Annotated in this window: 15 protein-coding genes and 2 pseudogenes; 13 read left to right on the plus strand and 4 right to left on the minus strand. The window is 72.8% G+C overall.

Features of this window, described 5'->3' with window-relative positions; all coding sequences use genetic code 11:
* Window positions 1-32: 32 nt before the first annotated feature.
* From ACWCV9_RS02270 to ACWCV9_RS02300, 7 genes and pseudogenes are all read left to right on the plus strand, one after another.
* Window positions 33-238: pseudogene (locus tag ACWCV9_RS02270) on the plus strand (rhamnulokinase); the annotation flags it as partial.
* Window positions 239-311: 73 nt separating this feature from the next.
* Window positions 312-1,067, plus strand: coding sequence for a (Fe-S)-binding protein (locus ACWCV9_RS02275; RefSeq protein WP_450783765.1), 756 nt, complete (start codon window positions 312-314; stop codon window positions 1,065-1,067).
* Window positions 1,064-2,542, plus strand: a complete 1,479-nt coding sequence (locus ACWCV9_RS02280; RefSeq protein ID WP_450783766.1) for a lactate utilization protein B — start codon at window positions 1,064-1,066, stop codon at window positions 2,540-2,542. The genes ACWCV9_RS02275 and ACWCV9_RS02280 overlap by 4 nt, the downstream gene beginning before the upstream one ends.
* Window positions 2,539-3,180 (plus strand): LutC/YkgG family protein, encoded by a 642-nt coding sequence (locus tag ACWCV9_RS02285; RefSeq protein WP_450783768.1) that lies wholly within the window; start codon window positions 2,539-2,541, stop codon window positions 3,178-3,180. The genes ACWCV9_RS02280 and ACWCV9_RS02285 overlap by 4 nt, the downstream gene beginning before the upstream one ends.
* Window positions 3,181-3,307: 127 nt before the next feature.
* On the plus strand, window positions 3,308-4,165 hold the full coding sequence (locus ACWCV9_RS02290) for an AAA family ATPase (RefSeq protein WP_450783769.1): 858 nt from the start codon (window positions 3,308-3,310) through the stop codon (window positions 4,163-4,165).
* 53 nt (window positions 4,166-4,218) lie between these two features.
* On the plus strand, window positions 4,219-5,514 hold the full coding sequence (locus ACWCV9_RS02295) for a VWA domain-containing protein (protein WP_450784228.1): 1,296 nt from the start codon (window positions 4,219-4,221) through the stop codon (window positions 5,512-5,514).
* A 47-nt stretch (window positions 5,515-5,561) separates the two neighbouring features.
* Complete coding sequence (locus tag ACWCV9_RS02300; RefSeq protein WP_450783770.1) at window positions 5,562-6,536, plus strand: D-cysteine desulfhydrase family protein; 975 nt, start codon at window positions 5,562-5,564, stop codon at window positions 6,534-6,536.
* 31 nt (window positions 6,537-6,567) lie between these two features.
* Here ACWCV9_RS02300 and ACWCV9_RS02305 read toward each other — a convergent pair whose 3' ends face one another.
* The 3 genes from ACWCV9_RS02305 to ACWCV9_RS02315 all read right to left on the minus strand — a co-directional run bounded on the left by ACWCV9_RS02305 (window position 6,568) and on the right by ACWCV9_RS02315 (window position 8,652).
* Window positions 6,568-6,927: a cupin domain-containing protein gene (locus ACWCV9_RS02305; RefSeq protein ID WP_450783771.1), complete on the minus strand. Its 360-nt coding sequence runs from the start codon at window positions 6,925-6,927 to the stop codon at window positions 6,568-6,570.
* Window positions 6,928-7,021: 94 nt separating this feature from the next.
* Complete coding sequence (locus tag ACWCV9_RS02310; RefSeq protein ID WP_450783773.1) at window positions 7,022-7,687, minus strand: transmembrane-type terpene cyclase; 666 nt, start codon at window positions 7,685-7,687, stop codon at window positions 7,022-7,024.
* A 59-nt stretch (window positions 7,688-7,746) separates the two neighbouring features.
* The gene (locus tag ACWCV9_RS02315; protein WP_450783774.1) at window positions 7,747-8,652 is read right to left on the minus strand and encodes a LysR family transcriptional regulator; all 906 of its coding nucleotides are present in this window, start codon (window positions 8,650-8,652) and stop codon (window positions 7,747-7,749) included.
* Window positions 8,653-8,864: 212 nt separating this feature from the next.
* Between ACWCV9_RS02315 and ACWCV9_RS02320 the strand changes: the two genes are divergently transcribed.
* From ACWCV9_RS02320 to ACWCV9_RS02340, 5 genes and pseudogenes are all read left to right on the plus strand, one after another.
* On the plus strand, window positions 8,865-9,572 hold the full coding sequence (locus ACWCV9_RS02320) for a DUF5995 family protein (protein WP_450783775.1): 708 nt from the start codon (window positions 8,865-8,867) through the stop codon (window positions 9,570-9,572).
* A 127-nt stretch (window positions 9,573-9,699) separates the two neighbouring features.
* Window positions 9,700-10,191, plus strand: a pseudogene (locus tag ACWCV9_RS02325) (hypothetical protein); the annotation flags it as partial.
* A 460-nt stretch (window positions 10,192-10,651) separates the two neighbouring features.
* Complete coding sequence (locus ACWCV9_RS02330) at window positions 10,652-10,777, plus strand: hypothetical protein (protein WP_450783776.1); 126 nt, start codon at window positions 10,652-10,654, stop codon at window positions 10,775-10,777.
* Between the two features lie 96 nt (window positions 10,778-10,873).
* The gene (locus ACWCV9_RS02335) at window positions 10,874-11,569 is read left to right on the plus strand and encodes a type 1 glutamine amidotransferase domain-containing protein (RefSeq protein ID WP_450783778.1); all 696 of its coding nucleotides are present in this window, start codon (window positions 10,874-10,876) and stop codon (window positions 11,567-11,569) included.
* A gap of 32 nt (window positions 11,570-11,601) precedes the next feature.
* Window positions 11,602-12,567, plus strand: a complete 966-nt coding sequence (locus ACWCV9_RS02340) for a pirin family protein (RefSeq protein ID WP_450784229.1) — start codon at window positions 11,602-11,604, stop codon at window positions 12,565-12,567.
* 489 nt (window positions 12,568-13,056) lie between these two features.
* Here the strand turns inward: ACWCV9_RS02340 and ACWCV9_RS02345 are convergent, their stop codons facing one another.
* Window positions 13,057-14,091 carry a LuxR C-terminal-related transcriptional regulator gene (locus tag ACWCV9_RS02345; RefSeq protein WP_450783779.1) on the minus strand — a complete coding sequence of 345 codons (1,035 nt, stop codon included), beginning with the start codon at window positions 14,089-14,091 and terminating at the stop codon, window positions 13,057-13,059.
* Window positions 14,092-14,761: 670 nt separating this feature from the next.
* On the opposite strand from ACWCV9_RS02345, the gene ACWCV9_RS02350 reads away from it, so the two are divergent.
* Entirely contained in the window at window positions 14,762-15,802 is a 1,041-nt protein-coding gene (locus tag ACWCV9_RS02350) for an NAD-dependent epimerase/dehydratase family protein (RefSeq protein WP_450783781.1), read from the plus strand.
* Window positions 15,803-15,814 lie beyond the last annotated feature (12 nt).

Consider the following 15,814-nt stretch of genomic DNA (forward strand, 5'->3'; position numbering starts at 1 on the left):
GAGTGCTGGACACCCCTAGGGGTGGGCCCCAGCTTCCTGGACTCGCCGGCCCTCGCACACCGCCGGGCCGTCGAGGAGCCCTGGGCAATGTCCTGGTGCGGGCCCGGGCGCACGGGCCGGCCGGGGACCTGTCCGCCATGCGCCGCTGCTCACCCGTACCCAGCCGCTGACCCGGTACGCGCCCCGCGGTGACACCGCCGTCTGGCGGGCGGCCGAGGCACGGCTCGCCGCCCGGTGAGCGGCCGTCTGCCGCCGGGCCGGGCCCGGCGACTACCCTGCACTCGTCCGAGGACCGACTTCGAGGAGCCGCGATGCGTGTCGCTCTGTTCCTGACCTGTGTCAACGACACGCTCTATCCGGACACCGGCCGTGCCGTGGTGAAACTGCTGGACAGGCTGGGCGTCGAAGTCGACTTCCCGCTCGGCCAGACCTGCTGCGGGCAAGCGCACTACAACACCGGCTACCGGCATGAGGCGGAGCCGCTGGCCCGGCGGTTCGCCGAGGTGTTCCGGGGCTACGACGCGATCGTGACACCCTCCGGGTCGTGCGGGGCGATGGTGCGGGAGCTGTATCCGCGGCTCGGCGAGCGGGCGCGGGAGGAGGGCCGCGGGGACTCGCTGGCGCGGACCCTGGCGCCGGTGGTGCCGAAGACGTACGAGCTGACGGAGTTCCTGGTGGACGTGGTGGGGGTGACGGATGTCGGCGCGTACTACCCGCACACCGTGACCTATCACCCGACCTGCCACGGGCTGCGCAGCCTGGGCCTGGGCGACCGGCCGCGCCGGCTGCTCCAGGCGGTCAAGGGGCTTCAGCTGGTGGAACTGCCCGGCGCCGAGGAGTGCTGCGGGTTCGGCGGCACCTTCGCGGTGAAGAACGCGGAGGTGTCGGCGGCGATGGGCACGGACAAGGTGCGCAACGCCGAGTCGACGGGCGCGGAGGTGCTGTGCGCGGCCGACAACTCGTGTCTGATGCACCTGGGCGGCACCATGAGCCGGCTGCGCTCGGGACTGCGGCCGGTGCACATCGCGGAGATCCTGGCGAGCACTGAGGAGGACCCTGCCGTATGAGCGGCACGTTCGTCGGCATGCCGGCCTTCCCCGAGGCCGCGCACAGCGCCGTCCACAATTCCACCCTGCGCGGCAACCTGCGCCATGCCACGCACACCATCCGCGCCAAACGGGCCCGTGCGGTTGCCGAGTTGCCGGACTGGGACCGGCTGCGCGAGGCGGGCCGCCGGATCAAGGACCACACGCTGCGCCATCTCGACCGGTATCTGGTCCAGCTGGAGGAGGCGGTCACGGCGGCCGGCGGCGTCGTGCACTGGGCCGCCGACGCCGCCGAGGCCAACCGGATCGTCGCCGAACTGGTCAAGGAGACCGGGGAGTCGGAGGTCGTCAAGGTCAAGTCGATGGCGACGCAGGAGATCGGGCTGAACGAGGCGCTGCTCGCCGAGGGCATCCGGGCCTACGAGACCGATCTCGCCGAGCTGATCGTGCAGTTGGGCAGGGACCGACCCTCGCACATCCTGGTTCCGGCCATCCACCGCAACCGGGGTGAGATCCGTGACATCTTCACCAGCGAGATGGCCGCGTGGGGCCGCCCCGCCCCGGACGGGCTGAGCGACTCCCCCGCCGAGCTGGCCGAGGCGGCCCGGCTGCACCTGCGGGAGAAGTTCCTGCGCGCCAAGGTCGGCATCTCGGGCGCCAACTTCATGGTCGCCGAGACCGGCACGCTGGTCGTCGTCGAGTCCGAGGGCAACGGGCGGATGTGTCTGACCCTGCCGGAGACACTGATCTCGGTCGTCGGCATCGAGAAGGTGGTGCCCACCTGGCGGGATCTGGAGGTCTTCCTCCAGACGCTGCCCCGCTCCTCCACCGCCGAGCGGATGAACCCGTACACGAGCATGTGGACGGGGACCACCGACGGGGACGGGCCGCGCACCTTCCATCTCGTCCTGCTCGACAACGGCCGCACCGACACCCTCGCCGACCGGGTGGGCCGCCAGGCGCTGCGCTGCATCCGCTGCTCGGCCTGCCTCAACGTGTGCCCGGTGTACGAGCGGGCGGGCGGGCACGCCTATGGCTCGGTGTATCCCGGCCCGATCGGCGCCATCCTCAGTCCGCAGCTCAGGGGCACCGCGAGCGAGATCGACGCCTCGCTGCCGTATGCGTCCAGTCTGTGCGGCGCCTGCTACGAGGTGTGTCCGGTCGCCATCGACATCCCCGAGGTGCTGGTCCATCTGCGGGAGCGGGTGGTGGAGGGCGGCCCGGCGGTGCAGCAGGGCAACAAGGTGCTGCTCCGGCCGGCCAAGGGCCATGCGGCGGAGCGGGCGGCCATGCGGGCTGCGCGCTGGGCCCTGGCCCGCCCCGGCGCGCTGCGCACCGGTCAGCGGCTCGCCTCGCGCACCCGTCGGCTGCATCCGCGCACCCTGCCGGGGCCGGGCAGCGCGTGGACCGCCACCCGGGACCTGCCGGCCGTACCGGCGGAGCCCTTCCGGGACTGGTGGCAGCGCACCCGTGGGGGAAAGGACGGCGCCAAGTGAGCAGCAGGGAACGGATCCTGGGCCGGGTGCGGCGCGCCCTCGCCGATGTGACGCCGGACGAGCGGCCGTACGAGGAGGCCGTGCCGCGGGACTATCTGCGCGCACACGGGGAGCGTACGGCCGAGCAGACGGTGGAGCTGCTGGCGGAGAACCTGGTGGACTACCGGGCGCTCGTGCACCGCTGCACCGAGGAGGAAGTCCCGGCGCTGATTTCCCGGTTGCTGGCCGCCCGGAAGGCGCGCTCGGTGCTGGTGCCGCCGGGGTTGGCGGCGGACTGGACGGCGCGGGCGGACGTCACCCTGGTCCCGGACCGGGCCGAGAGCACGCCGCTCGACCTGGACCGGGCCGACAGTGTGGTCACGGCCTGCGCGGTGGCGATCGCCGAGACCGGCACGATCGTGCTGGACGGCGGCCCGGGGCAGGGCCGCCGCCGGATCAGCCTGGTCCCCGATCACCACATCTGCGTGGTGCGGGTGCCCGGCCAGGTGGTCTCCTCCGTTCCGCAGGCCCTCGAACGCCTCGATCCGGCGCGCCCGTTGACCTGGATCTCCGGCCCGTCCGCCACCAGCGACATCGAGCTGGACCGGGTGGAGGGCGTACACGGCCCCCGGACTCTGGAGGTGATCCTGCTCGGCTGACCAGCGCGCCCCGGGGGAGCCGGGCGTGCGCGTGCCGGTCCGGGTGGCGAATCCCCCGTGACAGCGGTGCTGAACAAGCGCTTAGATAGGGGCGGAAGCCGTGTTCCCCGCCCCCTCGGAGGCCCCGTTGTTCACATCCGTCGACGATGTCTCGGCCCGCCTCGCCGCAACGGGCTACCTCCCCTCGCCCGCCGTCGCCACCACCGTCTTCCTCGCCGCCCGGCTCGGCAAGCCGCTGCTGGTGGAGGGCCCCGCCGGAGTGGGCAAGACCGAGCTGGCCAAGGCCGTCGCCCAGGCGGCCGAGGCCCGGCTGGTGCGGCTCCAGTGCTACGAGGGCGTGGACGAGTCCCGCGCCCTGTACGAGTGGAACCACGCCAAGCAGCTGCTGCGCATCAGCGCGGGCCGCGACGAGAGCTGGGACGAGACCCGCACCGACATCTTCAGCGAGGAGTTCCTGCTCCCCCGCCCGCTGCTCACCGCCATCCGCGGCGACGAGCCGACGGTGCTGCTCATCGACGAGACCGACAAGGCCGACGTGGAGATGGAGGGCCTGCTCCTGGAGGTGCTCAGCGACTTCCAGATCACGGTCCCGGAGCTGGGCACGGTCACCGCGACCCGCCGGCCGTTCGTCGTCCTCACCTCCAACGCCGGCCGGGAGCTGTCCGAGGCGCTGCGCCGGCGCTGTCTCTTCCTGCACATCGGCTTCCCCGAGCCGGAGCTGGAGCGGCGGATCGTCCGGCTGAAGGTGCCCGGCCTCGGCGACGCGCTGACCGAGTCGGTGGTACGGGTGGCCGGGGCGCTGCGCGCGATGGACCTGCGCAAGGTGCCGTCGGTCGCCGAGACCGTCGACTGGGCGCACACCCTGCTGGCACTCGGCGCCGGCACCCTGGACGAGACCGTCGTACGGGACACCCTCGGCGTGCTCCTCAAGCACCAGGACGACATCCAGAAGGCGGCCGCCACACTCGCCCTGGACGCGCTGTGACCGCGGTCGCCGACCGGATCACCGATCTGGTCGGGGCCCTGCGCGCCCACGGGATGCGGATCGGCACCGGCGAGACCGTGGACGCGGCCCTCGCGGCCGAGGCGCTGGGGCTCGCGGACCGGGAGCGCCTGCGCGAGGGACTGGCGGCGACCCTGCTGCACGGCCCGGGACAGCGGCCCGTCTTCGACCAGGTCTTCGACCTGTACTTCCCGCGCCGGGTCGGCGGCCCGGACAGCGGGCCCGCGGACCGCGAGAAGCTGCGCGACCGGCTGGCCGAGGCCCTCGCTGACGGCGACCGGGCCCTGCTGGCCCGGTTGGCGGCGGAGGCGGTCGACGGCTTCGGCGGATACGGCAACTCACCGGGTTCGGACGGCTGGTCGGCGTACCAGACGCTGGAACGGCTGCGCCCGCAGACCCTGCTCGCCCGGGTGCGGGCGGACGCGCGGGCCCGGGACGGGGGCAGCGCCGGGTTCGCGGACCGGCTGCTGGACGACGAGCTCCGGCGCCGGATCGAGGAGTTCCGGCGGATGGTCGGGGCCGAGGCGCGGCGGCGGGTGGCCGAGCGGCGCGGCCGGGACGAGATCGCCCGGCGGGCGGTCCGGCCGACGGCCGACCGGGTGGACTTCCTCTTCGCGAGCCGTGAGCAACTGGCCGAGCTGCGCCGGACGGTGCAGCCGCTGGCCCGCAAGCTGGCCACCCGGCTCGCCGCGCGCCGCCGCCGGGCCGCCCGCGGCACCGTCGATCTGCGCCGCACCCTGCGCTCCTCGCTGTCCACGGGCGGGGTGCCGATGCGTCCGGTGCTGCGCCGACGCCGCCCGGTGCGCCCCGAACTCGTCCTGCTCTGCGATGTCTCGGGCTCGGTGTCCGGATTCTCGGACTTCACGATGCTGCTGGTGCAGGCGCTGCACGACCAGTTCAGCAAGGTCCGGGTGTTCGCCTTCGTCAACCGGCTGGACGAGGTCACCGGCCTGCTCGACCACGGCCGCGCCGACCCCGACGGGCTGAGCGCCCGGATCCTGGCCGAGGCCACCCTCACCGGCTGGCACGGCAGCAGCGACTACGGCATGGCGCTGGGCGAGTTCACCGAGCGGTACGGCGCGACGGTCTCCCCGCGCACCACGGTGTTCGTGCTCGGCGACGCCCGGACGAACATGAGCGACCCCAATCTGCCGACCGTCCGCGACCTCGCCCGGCGCGCCCGCCGCGTCTACTGGCTGAACCCCGAGCCGCAGAGCCGGTGGGGCACCGGCGACTCGGCCGCCCCCGCCTACGCCGAGCTGGTCGAGATGCACGAGTGCCGTACGGCCCGGCAGCTCGGCGCGCTGATCGCCCGGCTGCTCCCGGTGTGACCCGGGGTGGCGGCCCCGGCGCGGCCGCGGCTGCGAGGATGTCCGCCATGAGTCATGTCCCGGTGCCGCTCGGCACGTTCCCCACCCCGCTCGAACCCGCGCCCCGGCTGGCCGCCGCGCTCGGCCTCGGCCCCGACGACCTGTGGATCAAACGGGACGACCTGACCGGCCTGGGCGGCGGCGGGAACAAGATCCGCAAGCTGGAGTGGACGGCCGGCGCCGCGCTCGCCGAGGGCGCGGACACCCTGGTGACGACGGGCGCGCCGCAGAGCAACCACGCCCGGCTGACCGCCGCCGCGGGCGCCCGTCTGGGCCTGGACGTCGTCCTCGTGCTGCGGGGCTCGCCGGGCGCCTCCCGGTCCGGGAACCTCGCACTGGACGGGCTGTTCGGGGCGCGGCTGGCCTGGGCCGGCACGGTGGACCAGGCGGGGCTGGACGCGGCGGCGGCCGAGGTGTGCGCCCGGCTGCGGGCGGACGGCGCCCGGCCGGCGCTGATCCCGTTCGGCGGATCCGACACACTGGGCGCCCGCGGCTATGTGCGCTGCGGGGAGGAGCTGCGCGAGCAGCTGCCGGAGCTGCGCACCGCGGTGGTCGCGCTGGGCTCGGGCGGCACCATGGCCGGCCTGGTCGCCGCGCTGGGCGCCGGGTCGGTGCTCGGTGTGGACGTGGGCGCGCTGCCCGACCCGGCCTCGGCGGTGGCCCGGTTCGCGACGCCGCTGACCGCGAGCGAGGTCACGGCGGAGGAGCTGCGGGTACGCCGCGACCAGGTGGGCGAGGGGTACGCGACCCTGACCGGGCCGGCCGCCGAGGCGCTCCGGCTGGCCGCGCGCACCGAGGGCCTGGTGCTCGACCCGGTCTACACCGGCCGGGCCCTTGCCGGGCTGCGCGCGGCCGTCCGGGACGGCGGGATCCGGCCGGGCGAGCGCACGGTCTTCGTCCACACCGGCGGCCTGCCCGGCCTGTTCGGACACGCGGACGCCGTGGCGTTCGCGGAGCAGGGTGCGGCGGCCTTCGACGGGTGACCGCCTCTTCGGAGCCTTCCGGCTCCCGGCCTCACCGGCCCTTGGCGTACTCGTTCGCCATGGTCCCGGCGAAGTCGTACACCACGACCTGTTCGTCACCCACCACCCAGGCGTCATGGCCGGGCGGCAGCACGAACACATCGCCGGGGCCGACCTCGCCCTCGTTGCCCTCGTCCGTGCGGATGCGCATCCTTCCCTGCACCACGTAGCCGTTGTGATGGACCTGGCAGCTCTCGGTGCCCGCGATCGGGCCGACGGACTCCGACCAGCGCCAGCCGGGCTCGAAGGTGCCCACCGCGAAGTCGAGCCCGGTCAGGTGGACGGCTTCGAGGTGGCCCCGGGGGAAGTCGCGCCGTTCGTCCGGCTTGTCGACCGTCTTCACTTCCAGCATGACGGCCTCCTCCCTTTGGTTGTCCCGCCTCCATCGTCGGCCCGCCCACGGGAGGCCGCCATAGGAACCGAACGGTAGAAAACGGACAACGATGTCAGGCCGCGCGGCTGTGCTCCACGGGCACCGGCGCCACCCGTTCGGCACGGCGTACGGCGCACAGCGCGGCGAGATAGGCGACGTCGAGAAGGAAGCAGCCGACGTAGAGGTAGTACATGAGTGCGCTGTCGTAGCGGGGGTCCCCCGCGGGGTCGGTGAGCAGCGCCAGCGAGGCGCAGGCCGTGCCCAGCAGCTTGGCCAGCGCGATGCCGGCCGACTGACCGCGGGTGCCGCGGCGCGCGGCGAGCATCGCGAGGAACATGCCGGACATCGCCAGGTTGCTGCCGAACGCCGTGATGGTGCCGGCCCCTTGGTCGAACTCCTGCGAGGCGTAGTCCATGCCCACGTAGGCCAGCGCCAGCAGCACGGCGAGCGCCGGCGGGAACAGCCGGGCGGGCAGATAGGGGAATTCGGACCGTCCGAAGCGTACGACCGTGTAGCCGACGGCGAGGTCGAAGCAGAACCACACGATGTTCACGACGTGCAGCATCCCGGCCTGGGGCCGCACGAACGCGAACATGAACTCCCAGCTGATGTTGGTGGCGAAGGCCACCACCGGCATCCCGAAGGTGCGCTCCCGCACCCCGGTGCGGACCAGCAGCACATAGGCCGCCGTCCAGAAGGCTCCCGTGCCGAGCAATAACGCCGTGTGCAACGACTGCATCGCGTCCCCGTCCCTGTAGGCACCGCTCGGCCCAGCCTAGGGTCCGGACCGGGCGCGGGTCACCAGGACCGGGCCGCCCGCAGCAGGTGTGCGCGGACCCGGGCCACGTCCGGGCGGTCGGTGGCGCCGGGCCGCTGGACGAGGTAGGCGGTGTTGATCGGCGGGTCCTCCGGTTCCCGCAGGGCCACCAGCGCACCGGACGCCAGCAGGTCCTGGCAGAGATAGCGGGGCAGCACGCCGAAGCCGGCGCCCGCGGTCACCGCCGCGAGCACCCCGCGCAGGTCGGGGACGGTCACGGCGGCGGTCAGGGACAGGCGCCGGCCGAACACATGACGCCAGTAGCGGCGGGCGATCGGCAGATCCTCGGCGTAGCTGACCAGCGGGACGTCGTGCAGCGCCGACGGCCCCTCGGTGGCCGGCCGGTCCGCCAGCCGCTCGGCCCACAGGGGCGCGGCGACCAGCACGAACTCCTCGTCCACCAGCGGAACCGCGTGCAGAGTCCGGCCGCGCGGCCGGGTGGTGGCGATCACCAGGTCGTGGCGGCCGGCGCGCAGCTCCTCCAGCAGCGGATCCGTCAGTCCGGTCGCCACCCGCAGCCGTACGCCCTCGCCGACGAGCGGCGCGAGCGCGGGCAGCACGGTGGTGCACAGGAACTCGGCGGGGCCGGCCAGATGGACCGGTTCGGCCCGGACCCCGGCGGGCGGGGTGGGCCCGGCGACGGCGGCCAGTTCGTCCAGCGGAGCCGCGATCCGGGCCGCGAGTGCGTCGGCCACCGGGGTCGGCGCCGCTCCGCGCGGCCGGCGTTCGAACAGCTCCCGGCCGGTCTGCCGTTCCAGTGCGCGGATCTGCGTCGTCACCGTCGGCTGGGACAGCCCCAGCAGCCGCGCGGCGCCGGTGAAGGAGCCGGAGCGGTACACGGCGAGGAAGGTGCGCAGCAGGTTCAGATCGAGGGAGGCGGTGTCCACGCGTCCGAGTATCACCGCTGCGCAGACGCCCCGGGCGGGCGGACGGACGCATGGCCGGGCACTGCAATGGGTGGACCGGGTGATGCCGGATCGATACGGCATGGGCCGCCCGGGGGACCGTACCGAGGCGGACATGGCCCGCGGAGCGTCCCCCGGGCACTCTCGACCCGCAAGCGATCTCCCCGTCCCCCTCCCTGCCTCGAAGGAGCCAGATGACCACCCAGGCCCTGCCCACGACCATCGACGAGGTCATCGACCGCATGCAGCAGATCGACGACCGGCTCGATCCGCGCGACGGCGTGGCGTGCTTCAACCGCATGTACCTGAAGGTCACCCGCCTGGTGAAGGAGAACGTCGGCGCGGGCACGTTCAAGGACAACGCCTTCCTGGAACGCATGGACGTCATCTTCGCCGGGCTCTATCTGCGCAACGTCGACGCCGCGGCCGCCGGACGGCCGGTCAACCCCTCCTGGGCGCCGCTGTTCGAGATGCGGGCCAACCCCGTGATCTGGCCGGTCCAGTTCGCCTTCGCCGGCATGAACGCCCACATCAACCACGACCTGGCCGTGGCGGTGGTGCAGACCTGCGCCGAGCGCGGCACCACCCCGCAGACCGCGCCCGTCCACGAGGACTACGAGAAGGTCAACGACCTCCTCTCCGGCGTCGAGGCCGAGGTCCGCGCCGAGTTCGAGACCATGCTCGTCCATGTGGCGACCCAGCCCGCCGAGGCGCTCAAGCACGCGGTGGGCAGCTTCGGCATCTTCACGGCCCGGGAGACGGCCTGGACCAACGCCCAGACTCTGTGGCACGACAGGAACGTCTCCCTGATCTACGACAGCCACCTCGAGGCCGTCGCGCGCATGGTCGGCACCACGAGCCGCGCCATCCTGGTCCCGGTCGTGCCTCCGCCGGCCCTCTGACCCCGCACCACACTCCCGGACACCGGCTGAGCCGCCTCCCGTCGCCGCCCCCTGGAGGCACCGCCCCCCACGGCCCCCCCTACTGTGATCATCCGCCGCAAGAGGCCGGGCAGGAACAGGGGGACGGATGGAGACGACCGAGCCGGCACCGGGCCGGGTGCAGCAGACCGTCGCAGCGGTCAACGCGCTGACCGCGCGGTGGGCCGCGGAGACGGTGGCCGGGACGGGCCCGGAAGGGGCGCCGGAGAACAGCGGCGGCACGGTGTGCTCGGCCGCCGGAGTGTGGCCCCTGCTCGCGCTCCTCGCCGACGCCGCGGCCGGGGCCGCCCGCGCCGAGTTGGCCGCGGCGGTGGGGCTGCCCGCCGAGCACGCGGCGGACCGGGCACGGTCGTTCATCGCCGCGCTGGACGGCCTGCGTGGCGTCGACGCGGCGTTGGGCCTGTGGACCGGCCGGCGTGCGAGGGTGCGCAAGGAGTGGATCGCGACGCTTCCGCCGCACACCCACCGGAAGCTGACCGGCTGGCCCGCCGTCGACCGCAGGGCGCTCGACGCCTGGGCCGCCGAGCACACCGGCGGGCGGATCGCCCGTATGCCGGTCAGCCCGGACCGGGACACACTGCTGCTCCTGGCGAGCGCGCTCGCCCTGGAGACCCGATGGATCCGCCCCTTCCGCATCGAGGAGGCAGGCCCCGGCGAGGGCCCCTGGCGGTCCCGGCGGCTCGCCGGGCTGTCGCGCACCACCTCGCTGCTCGACCGCGTCGGCGTCGCGGACACACCCGCGGGCCATGTCACCGTCCTGCGGGTGGTCGGCGATCGCGGCATCGACGTACATCTGCTCCTCGGCGAGGAGGGCACGGCCGCGGGCCGGGTGCTCGCGGCGGGCGTGGACATCCTCGCCGGACGGCAGCCGCTCGAGCCCGGTGACCGGCTGGCGCCGGGCGCGGCCGGACCCGGTGTCACCGTGCGCAGGGAACGCGGTCTTCTCCCGCGCCCGCCGAGGCTGTCCGTCAGCACCGCCGCGTTCGACATCACCGGAGCGCGGAGCGCAGCCCGAACAGCTCCGGGCGGGCCGTCAGGTCGTGGCGCGGTATGTGAACATCCATGTGTACGCGCGCTTCCGTCGCCCCTTCGGCTTTCTCGCCGTCCACCGCGCCTCCCGGCTGGTCCTGGCGTCCGGCTGGGTCACCGACCCGCAGCAGGCATAGGGAACCCGATACCAGGCATTCGGCGTTTCATTGGTTGCCTATGGGTCACCTCGCCTACGTTCTTCTCCTGGACACCCAAGCTCCGGGAGAAGAACCATGTCGAAGATCCTTTTCGTGCTGACGGGCGCCGACCACTGGACGCTCGCCGACGGCACCTCGCACCCCACCGGCTTCTGGGCCGACGAGGCCGCGGCCCCGTACCGGGCGCTGAAGGCCGCGGGACACGAGATCGTCGTGGCCACACCGGGCGGCGTGCTGCCGCCGGTGGACCGGGCCAGCCTGGCCCCGGAGGCCAACGGCGGCCAGGAGCGGGCCGACGAGATCGCCCGCACGCTGGAGGAGATGACCGAGCTGCGCGAACCGGTGAAGCTCGCGGAGGTCGACCTGGACGACTTCGCCGCCGTGTTCTACCCCGGTGGCCACGGCCCCATGGAGGACCTCGCCGTGGACACCGACTCGGGTCGGCTGCTGGTCGCGGCGCTCGACTCGGGCAAGCCGCTGGCCGTGGTCTGCCATGGGCCGGCCGCGCTGCTCGCCGCCGTACGCGCCGACGGCACCAACGCCTTCGCCGGCTACCGGGCGACGGCCTTCACCAACGCCGAGGAGACCCAGGCCGGCTTCGCCGAGCGGGCCACCTGGCTGCTCCAGGACCGGCTGACCGAGGCCGGTGTGGACATCCGGGCCGGCCAGCCGTGGGCCCCGCACGTGGTGGCCGACCGCAACCTGATCACCGGACAGAACCCGGCCTCGGCGGGCCCGGTCGCGGAGGAACTGCTGAAGCGGCTCGGCTGAGCGGACGGGGATTTCCGGCTAAGTTGGGCGGCATGAGCAACCTTGACCGCGCGCCCGAGCCCAGTGTCTGCGGTGGCCGCGGATTCGTCGTCGCCGAACCGGTCCGCGAGCTGCTGAGCCCCCGCCGTGTGAAGCTCGGGGAGGCGACGGAGGTGCGCCGGCTGCTGCCCAACCTCGGCCGCCGCATGATCGGCGCATGGGCCTTCGTGGACCACTACGGCCCCGACGACATCGCCGACGAGCCCGGAATGCAGGTGCCGCCGCACCCGCACATCGGGCTCCAGACGGTCAGCTGGCTGCACGAGGGCGAGGTGCTGCACCGCGACTCGACGGGCAGCCTGCAAACGATCCGGCCGCGGCAGCTGGGCCTGATGACCTCGGGCCGCGCGATCAGCCACTCCGAGGAGAGCCCGCGCCCGCACGCCCGCTTTCTGCACGGAGCCCAGCTGTGGGTGGCACTGCCCGACGAACACCGGCACACCGACCCGAAGTTCGAGTACCACCCCGAGCTGCCCACGGTCACCGCGCCCGGCCTGACCGCGACGGTGATCCTGGGCGACCTCGACGGCTCGGTCTCCCCCGGTACGGCCTACACCCCGATCGTCGGCGGCGACCTCGCCCTCACCCGCGGCGCCGACGTCCGGCTCCCCCTGGAACCGGACTTCGAGTACGGCGTACTGGCCATGTCCGGCGAGGTCCACGTGGACGGCGTGCCGGTACTGCCCGGCTCCCTCCTCTACCTCGGCTGCGGACGCACCGAACTCCCGCTGCGCGCCGAGTCGAACGCCGGGATCATGCTGCTGGGCGGTGAACCGTTCGCCGAGGAGCTGATCATGTGGTGGAACTTCGTCGCCCGCTCCCAGGAGGAGATCGTCCGGGCGCGGGAGGACTGGATGAACGGCGCCCGCTTCGGCGAGGTGAAGGGTTACGACGGGGCTCCGCTGCGCGCACCGCAGCTGCCGGAAGTACCACTGAAGCCGCGCGGAAGGGTGCGTTGACCTGGGAAACTCTGATTTGCTGGTGATACGAGGGCAGCTTTGGCCGGACGAATACCGACCCAATGCTGAGTTTACTGACGAGTCATCAGCACCTGGTGAAGCGGTGTGATCGCTCCTTGGAGCGCGGCTGGGGAGAGATCATCTGCATCGCATGGTCGGCTGATGCTGCCCCCGGAGCCGATAGCCCTCGGAGCCAGTCGCCCGTCGGCGGCTACGTCCCGTGGGGCCGCCGGCCTCCGGCGCATGCCCGAGTCAGCGTTCGGCGGCGTCCCCCCACAAGTCCTTCAGCATCTCGCTGGGACACGCGGGCTGGGTGAGGGTGCCGTCGTCAGCGTGAGCTACTCCTCCCGTCTCCGACCGGCGCGCGCGCCCCGGCGCCAAGTCCCACGGTGGCCAACGACCATGCCGTTGCGCTATCGTGTCATCGGAGCGCGTCAGCATTCGTGTCGCCGTGGGAGCGCTCCCATGGTTCGGAATGCCGACCGTACCCTATTCGGGCGGCGCTTCAAGGGCTTCCGCGTCCACGAATTCACGGATCGCGAACCCTGCCTGGAAGCGCGTCTCGGAATCAAAGCGCTGCATGATCTCGGATATGTGCTTGCGGCAGGTGCGCACTGATATCGCGAGGCGCCGCGCGATCATGTCGTCACGCATACCGTCAGCCAGCATCCTGATAATCGACCGCTGCACACCCTCGACCAGAGCGCTGTTTTCCGCGTTCGACCGAAAAGGCGTTCCGTGGGTCCACATCATGTCGAACACACGGCAGAGGAAACGCACCGTCAAAGGCTGGGTGACAACGGTCGCGCCCTCCGCCGCCTCCTCGTCCGCCAGGAAGGCGACGGAGCGGTCGAAGGCGATGAAACGGGGCGGCAGGTCCGCCAGGGTGCGCACCTGCGCGCCGTGGCTCACCGCCTTCTCCACATACGCCTGGGTGGGCCGGTCCCGCCGGGCCGCGTGCTGGTAGAGCACCTTCATGCGTACGCCCCGGCCCAGCATCGCCAGGTCGCGGTCGATCGCCTCCTCCAGCAGGTGCGCCGGCCGCCCGCCGCCGGGCTGGCAGGTCAGCACCTCCTCCACGCAGGCTGAAGCGGCCTCCTCGATCAGCTCGTTGACCGTGCCGATGTCCGGGATGCGCAGCGGTCCGTCGCCGTTCCCGCCCTCCAGGGTGAGCGTCTGGAACACCGCCCGCAGACCGGCCACACCCCGACGCGCCGACCCGAGGCAGTCCAGGGCGTCCCGCAGCGAGTGCTCCACGTCGCCGGTGAGCAGCCCGAAGGCCAGCTCGACGGGCACCGCCTCCATCCGCTCGTCCGGCGGCTCGGCGGGATCGTCCGCACCGCCGACGGCACGCAGCAGATGAAGAGAACGTAAATTTTTCAGCGCTTCCTCCGCCTCCTTCACCGGAATTCCGAGTTCCTGAGCCGCGTCCCGCCCGTCAAGGCCGCCTCTCCGCCGGGCCCGCTCGTATACCTGCGCCTGGATGCGCTCCAGTTTCCCGTCCTGAGAATCAAGTGTCGACACTTTTCGCCTTCCGTGAGGGCATTTGCTGCATGCATCAAGATGCAGCCAGGATCACTGTACATTCCCTTGCATCGGAAACGATGATCTGTAGGACATCAGCCGATCAAAGGGTCTCCACAATGTGCGTTCCCTGTCGTCCGCAGAGCGAATTCTCTGCCTCACACGACACCGCCTGGGGTGGCCGACCGGGAGGTGGCTCCCGGCCCGGTGCCGGACCGGCCACCGGCCGGTAGTCCGCGCCGCCCGCGCCCGGAGCGCCCGTGCCGCGCTCCGTTCCGGCGCCGTCAGCGCCACCGGCGACTGACCAGTACACCGACCAGTGAACAGCGCGACACGGACGCGACCCGCGGACCCTCCGCCCCGGGCCCCTCGCAACGATGCGGGCGCCGCCGCCCCGGGCAGGACCCAGCCGGTCGGCGCGGGCAGACCCCCGCTGCGACGTCCTCCCTTTCCTGCGCGGCAGGCGCCAGGAGCCCCCTCCCCACGGCAACGAGGCCGTGCCTGCGCGAGGCTCCCCCGGACTGCCGCTCCCCGCCATACGACACACTCCCGCGAAGAGGTGTTGCATGTCCCGCTTGTATGGTTCCCCCATCCCGGTTCGAAGCCGACGGCGAACGCCTCGGACCGTCAGGCACCTGTCCACCGCCCGCACCGGCCGGGCCGGCGCGCGATGAGCCGCGTCGTCGTGACCGGGGCGGCCGGGATGCTCGGCACCGCCCTGGTCGACCGCTTCGTCCGGGACGGCCGTCAGGTCGTCGGCCTGGACCTGGTCCCGCCCGCCGCCGCCCACCCGGACGTGGAGTGGATCGAGGGCGACATCCGCGACCCCGCCGCCGTCGGCAAGGCGGTACGGGGAGCCGGTCTGGTCGTGCACAGCGCGACCGCGTTGCCCACGTACACCGAGCACGAGATCCGCTCCATCAACGTGGACGGCGCCCGCACCCTGCTCACCGGGTGCCGGGACGCGGACGTGCCCCGCGTCATCCACCTGTCCTCCGCCGCCGTGTACGGCGTGCCCAGGACCGTGCCGACGCCGGAGGTGCACCCGCCGAGACCCTGTGACCCGTACAGCCGCTCCAAGGCCGCGGCGGAGGAGGTCGTGGCCGAGTTCCGCGCGGCCGGCATGGTGATACCGGTGTTGCGCGCCAAGACCTTCGTCGGCCCGGGCAGGCTCGGCCTGTTCGCCATGCTCTTCGAATGGGCGCACGAGGGCCACAACTTCCCCATGCTGGGCGGTGGTGACGTGCGCTCCCAGATGCTCGACGTCGACGACCTGGTCGACGCGGTCGCCGCCGCGGCGACCCATCCGGACGACAACGCTGTCAACACGGCGTTCAACATCGCCGCCACCGAGTTCCGCACGCTGCGCCAGGACTTCCAGTCCGTGCTCGACGCGGCGGGCCACGGCAAGCGCGTGGTCGCCCTCCCCACCGCACCCGCCGTGGCCGTGCTCAAGGTGCTCAGCCGGACGGGGCTGTCCCCCGTTTACGGCAGGCTGCTGGAGAAGCTCCAGGTGGACAGTTACGTCTCGACCGAGCGCGCGGCCGAGGTGCTCGGCTTCCGTCCCCGGTACTCCAACCGCCAGGCGCTGCTGCGTACCTTCGACTGGTGGCGGCGCGAGCACGCCCGCAGCCACGGCGCCCCGACCGGGCGGACCAGCCGTGCGCCCTGGAAGCAGGGCGCCCTCTCCCTCGGCAAGGCGCTGTTCTGATGGCACCCATCC

The sequence above is a fragment of the Streptomyces sp. NPDC001606 genome, assembly GCF_053596835.1.

What these genes read in the sequence shown, in the direction of transcription:
- ACWCV9_RS02275 (WP_450783765.1), top strand. Translation starts at nt 312, where the DNA reads ATGCGTGTCGCTCTGTTCCTGACCTGTGTCAACGACACGCTCTATCCG.
- ACWCV9_RS02280 (WP_450783766.1), top strand. Translation starts at nt 1,064, where the DNA reads ATGAGCGGCACGTTCGTCGGCATGCCGGCCTTCCCCGAGGCCGCGCAC.
- ACWCV9_RS02295 (WP_450784228.1), top strand. Translation starts at nt 4,219, where the DNA reads ATGCGGATCGGCACCGGCGAGACCGTGGACGCGGCCCTCGCGGCCGAG.
- ACWCV9_RS02300 (WP_450783770.1), top strand. Translation starts at nt 5,562, where the DNA reads ATGAGTCATGTCCCGGTGCCGCTCGGCACGTTCCCCACCCCGCTCGAA.
- ACWCV9_RS02305 (WP_450783771.1), bottom strand. Translation starts at nt 6,927, where the DNA reads ATGCTGGAAGTGAAGACGGTCGACAAGCCGGACGAACGGCGCGACTTC.
- ACWCV9_RS02310 (WP_450783773.1), bottom strand. Translation starts at nt 7,687, where the DNA reads ATGCAGTCGTTGCACACGGCGTTATTGCTCGGCACGGGAGCCTTCTGG.
- ACWCV9_RS02320 (WP_450783775.1), top strand. Translation starts at nt 8,865, where the DNA reads ATGACCACCCAGGCCCTGCCCACGACCATCGACGAGGTCATCGACCGC.
- ACWCV9_RS02335 (WP_450783778.1), top strand. Translation starts at nt 10,874, where the DNA reads ATGTCGAAGATCCTTTTCGTGCTGACGGGCGCCGACCACTGGACGCTC.
- ACWCV9_RS02340 (WP_450784229.1), top strand. Translation starts at nt 11,602, where the DNA reads ATGAGCAACCTTGACCGCGCGCCCGAGCCCAGTGTCTGCGGTGGCCGC.
- ACWCV9_RS02350 (WP_450783781.1), top strand. Translation starts at nt 14,762, where the DNA reads ATGAGCCGCGTCGTCGTGACCGGGGCGGCCGGGATGCTCGGCACCGCC.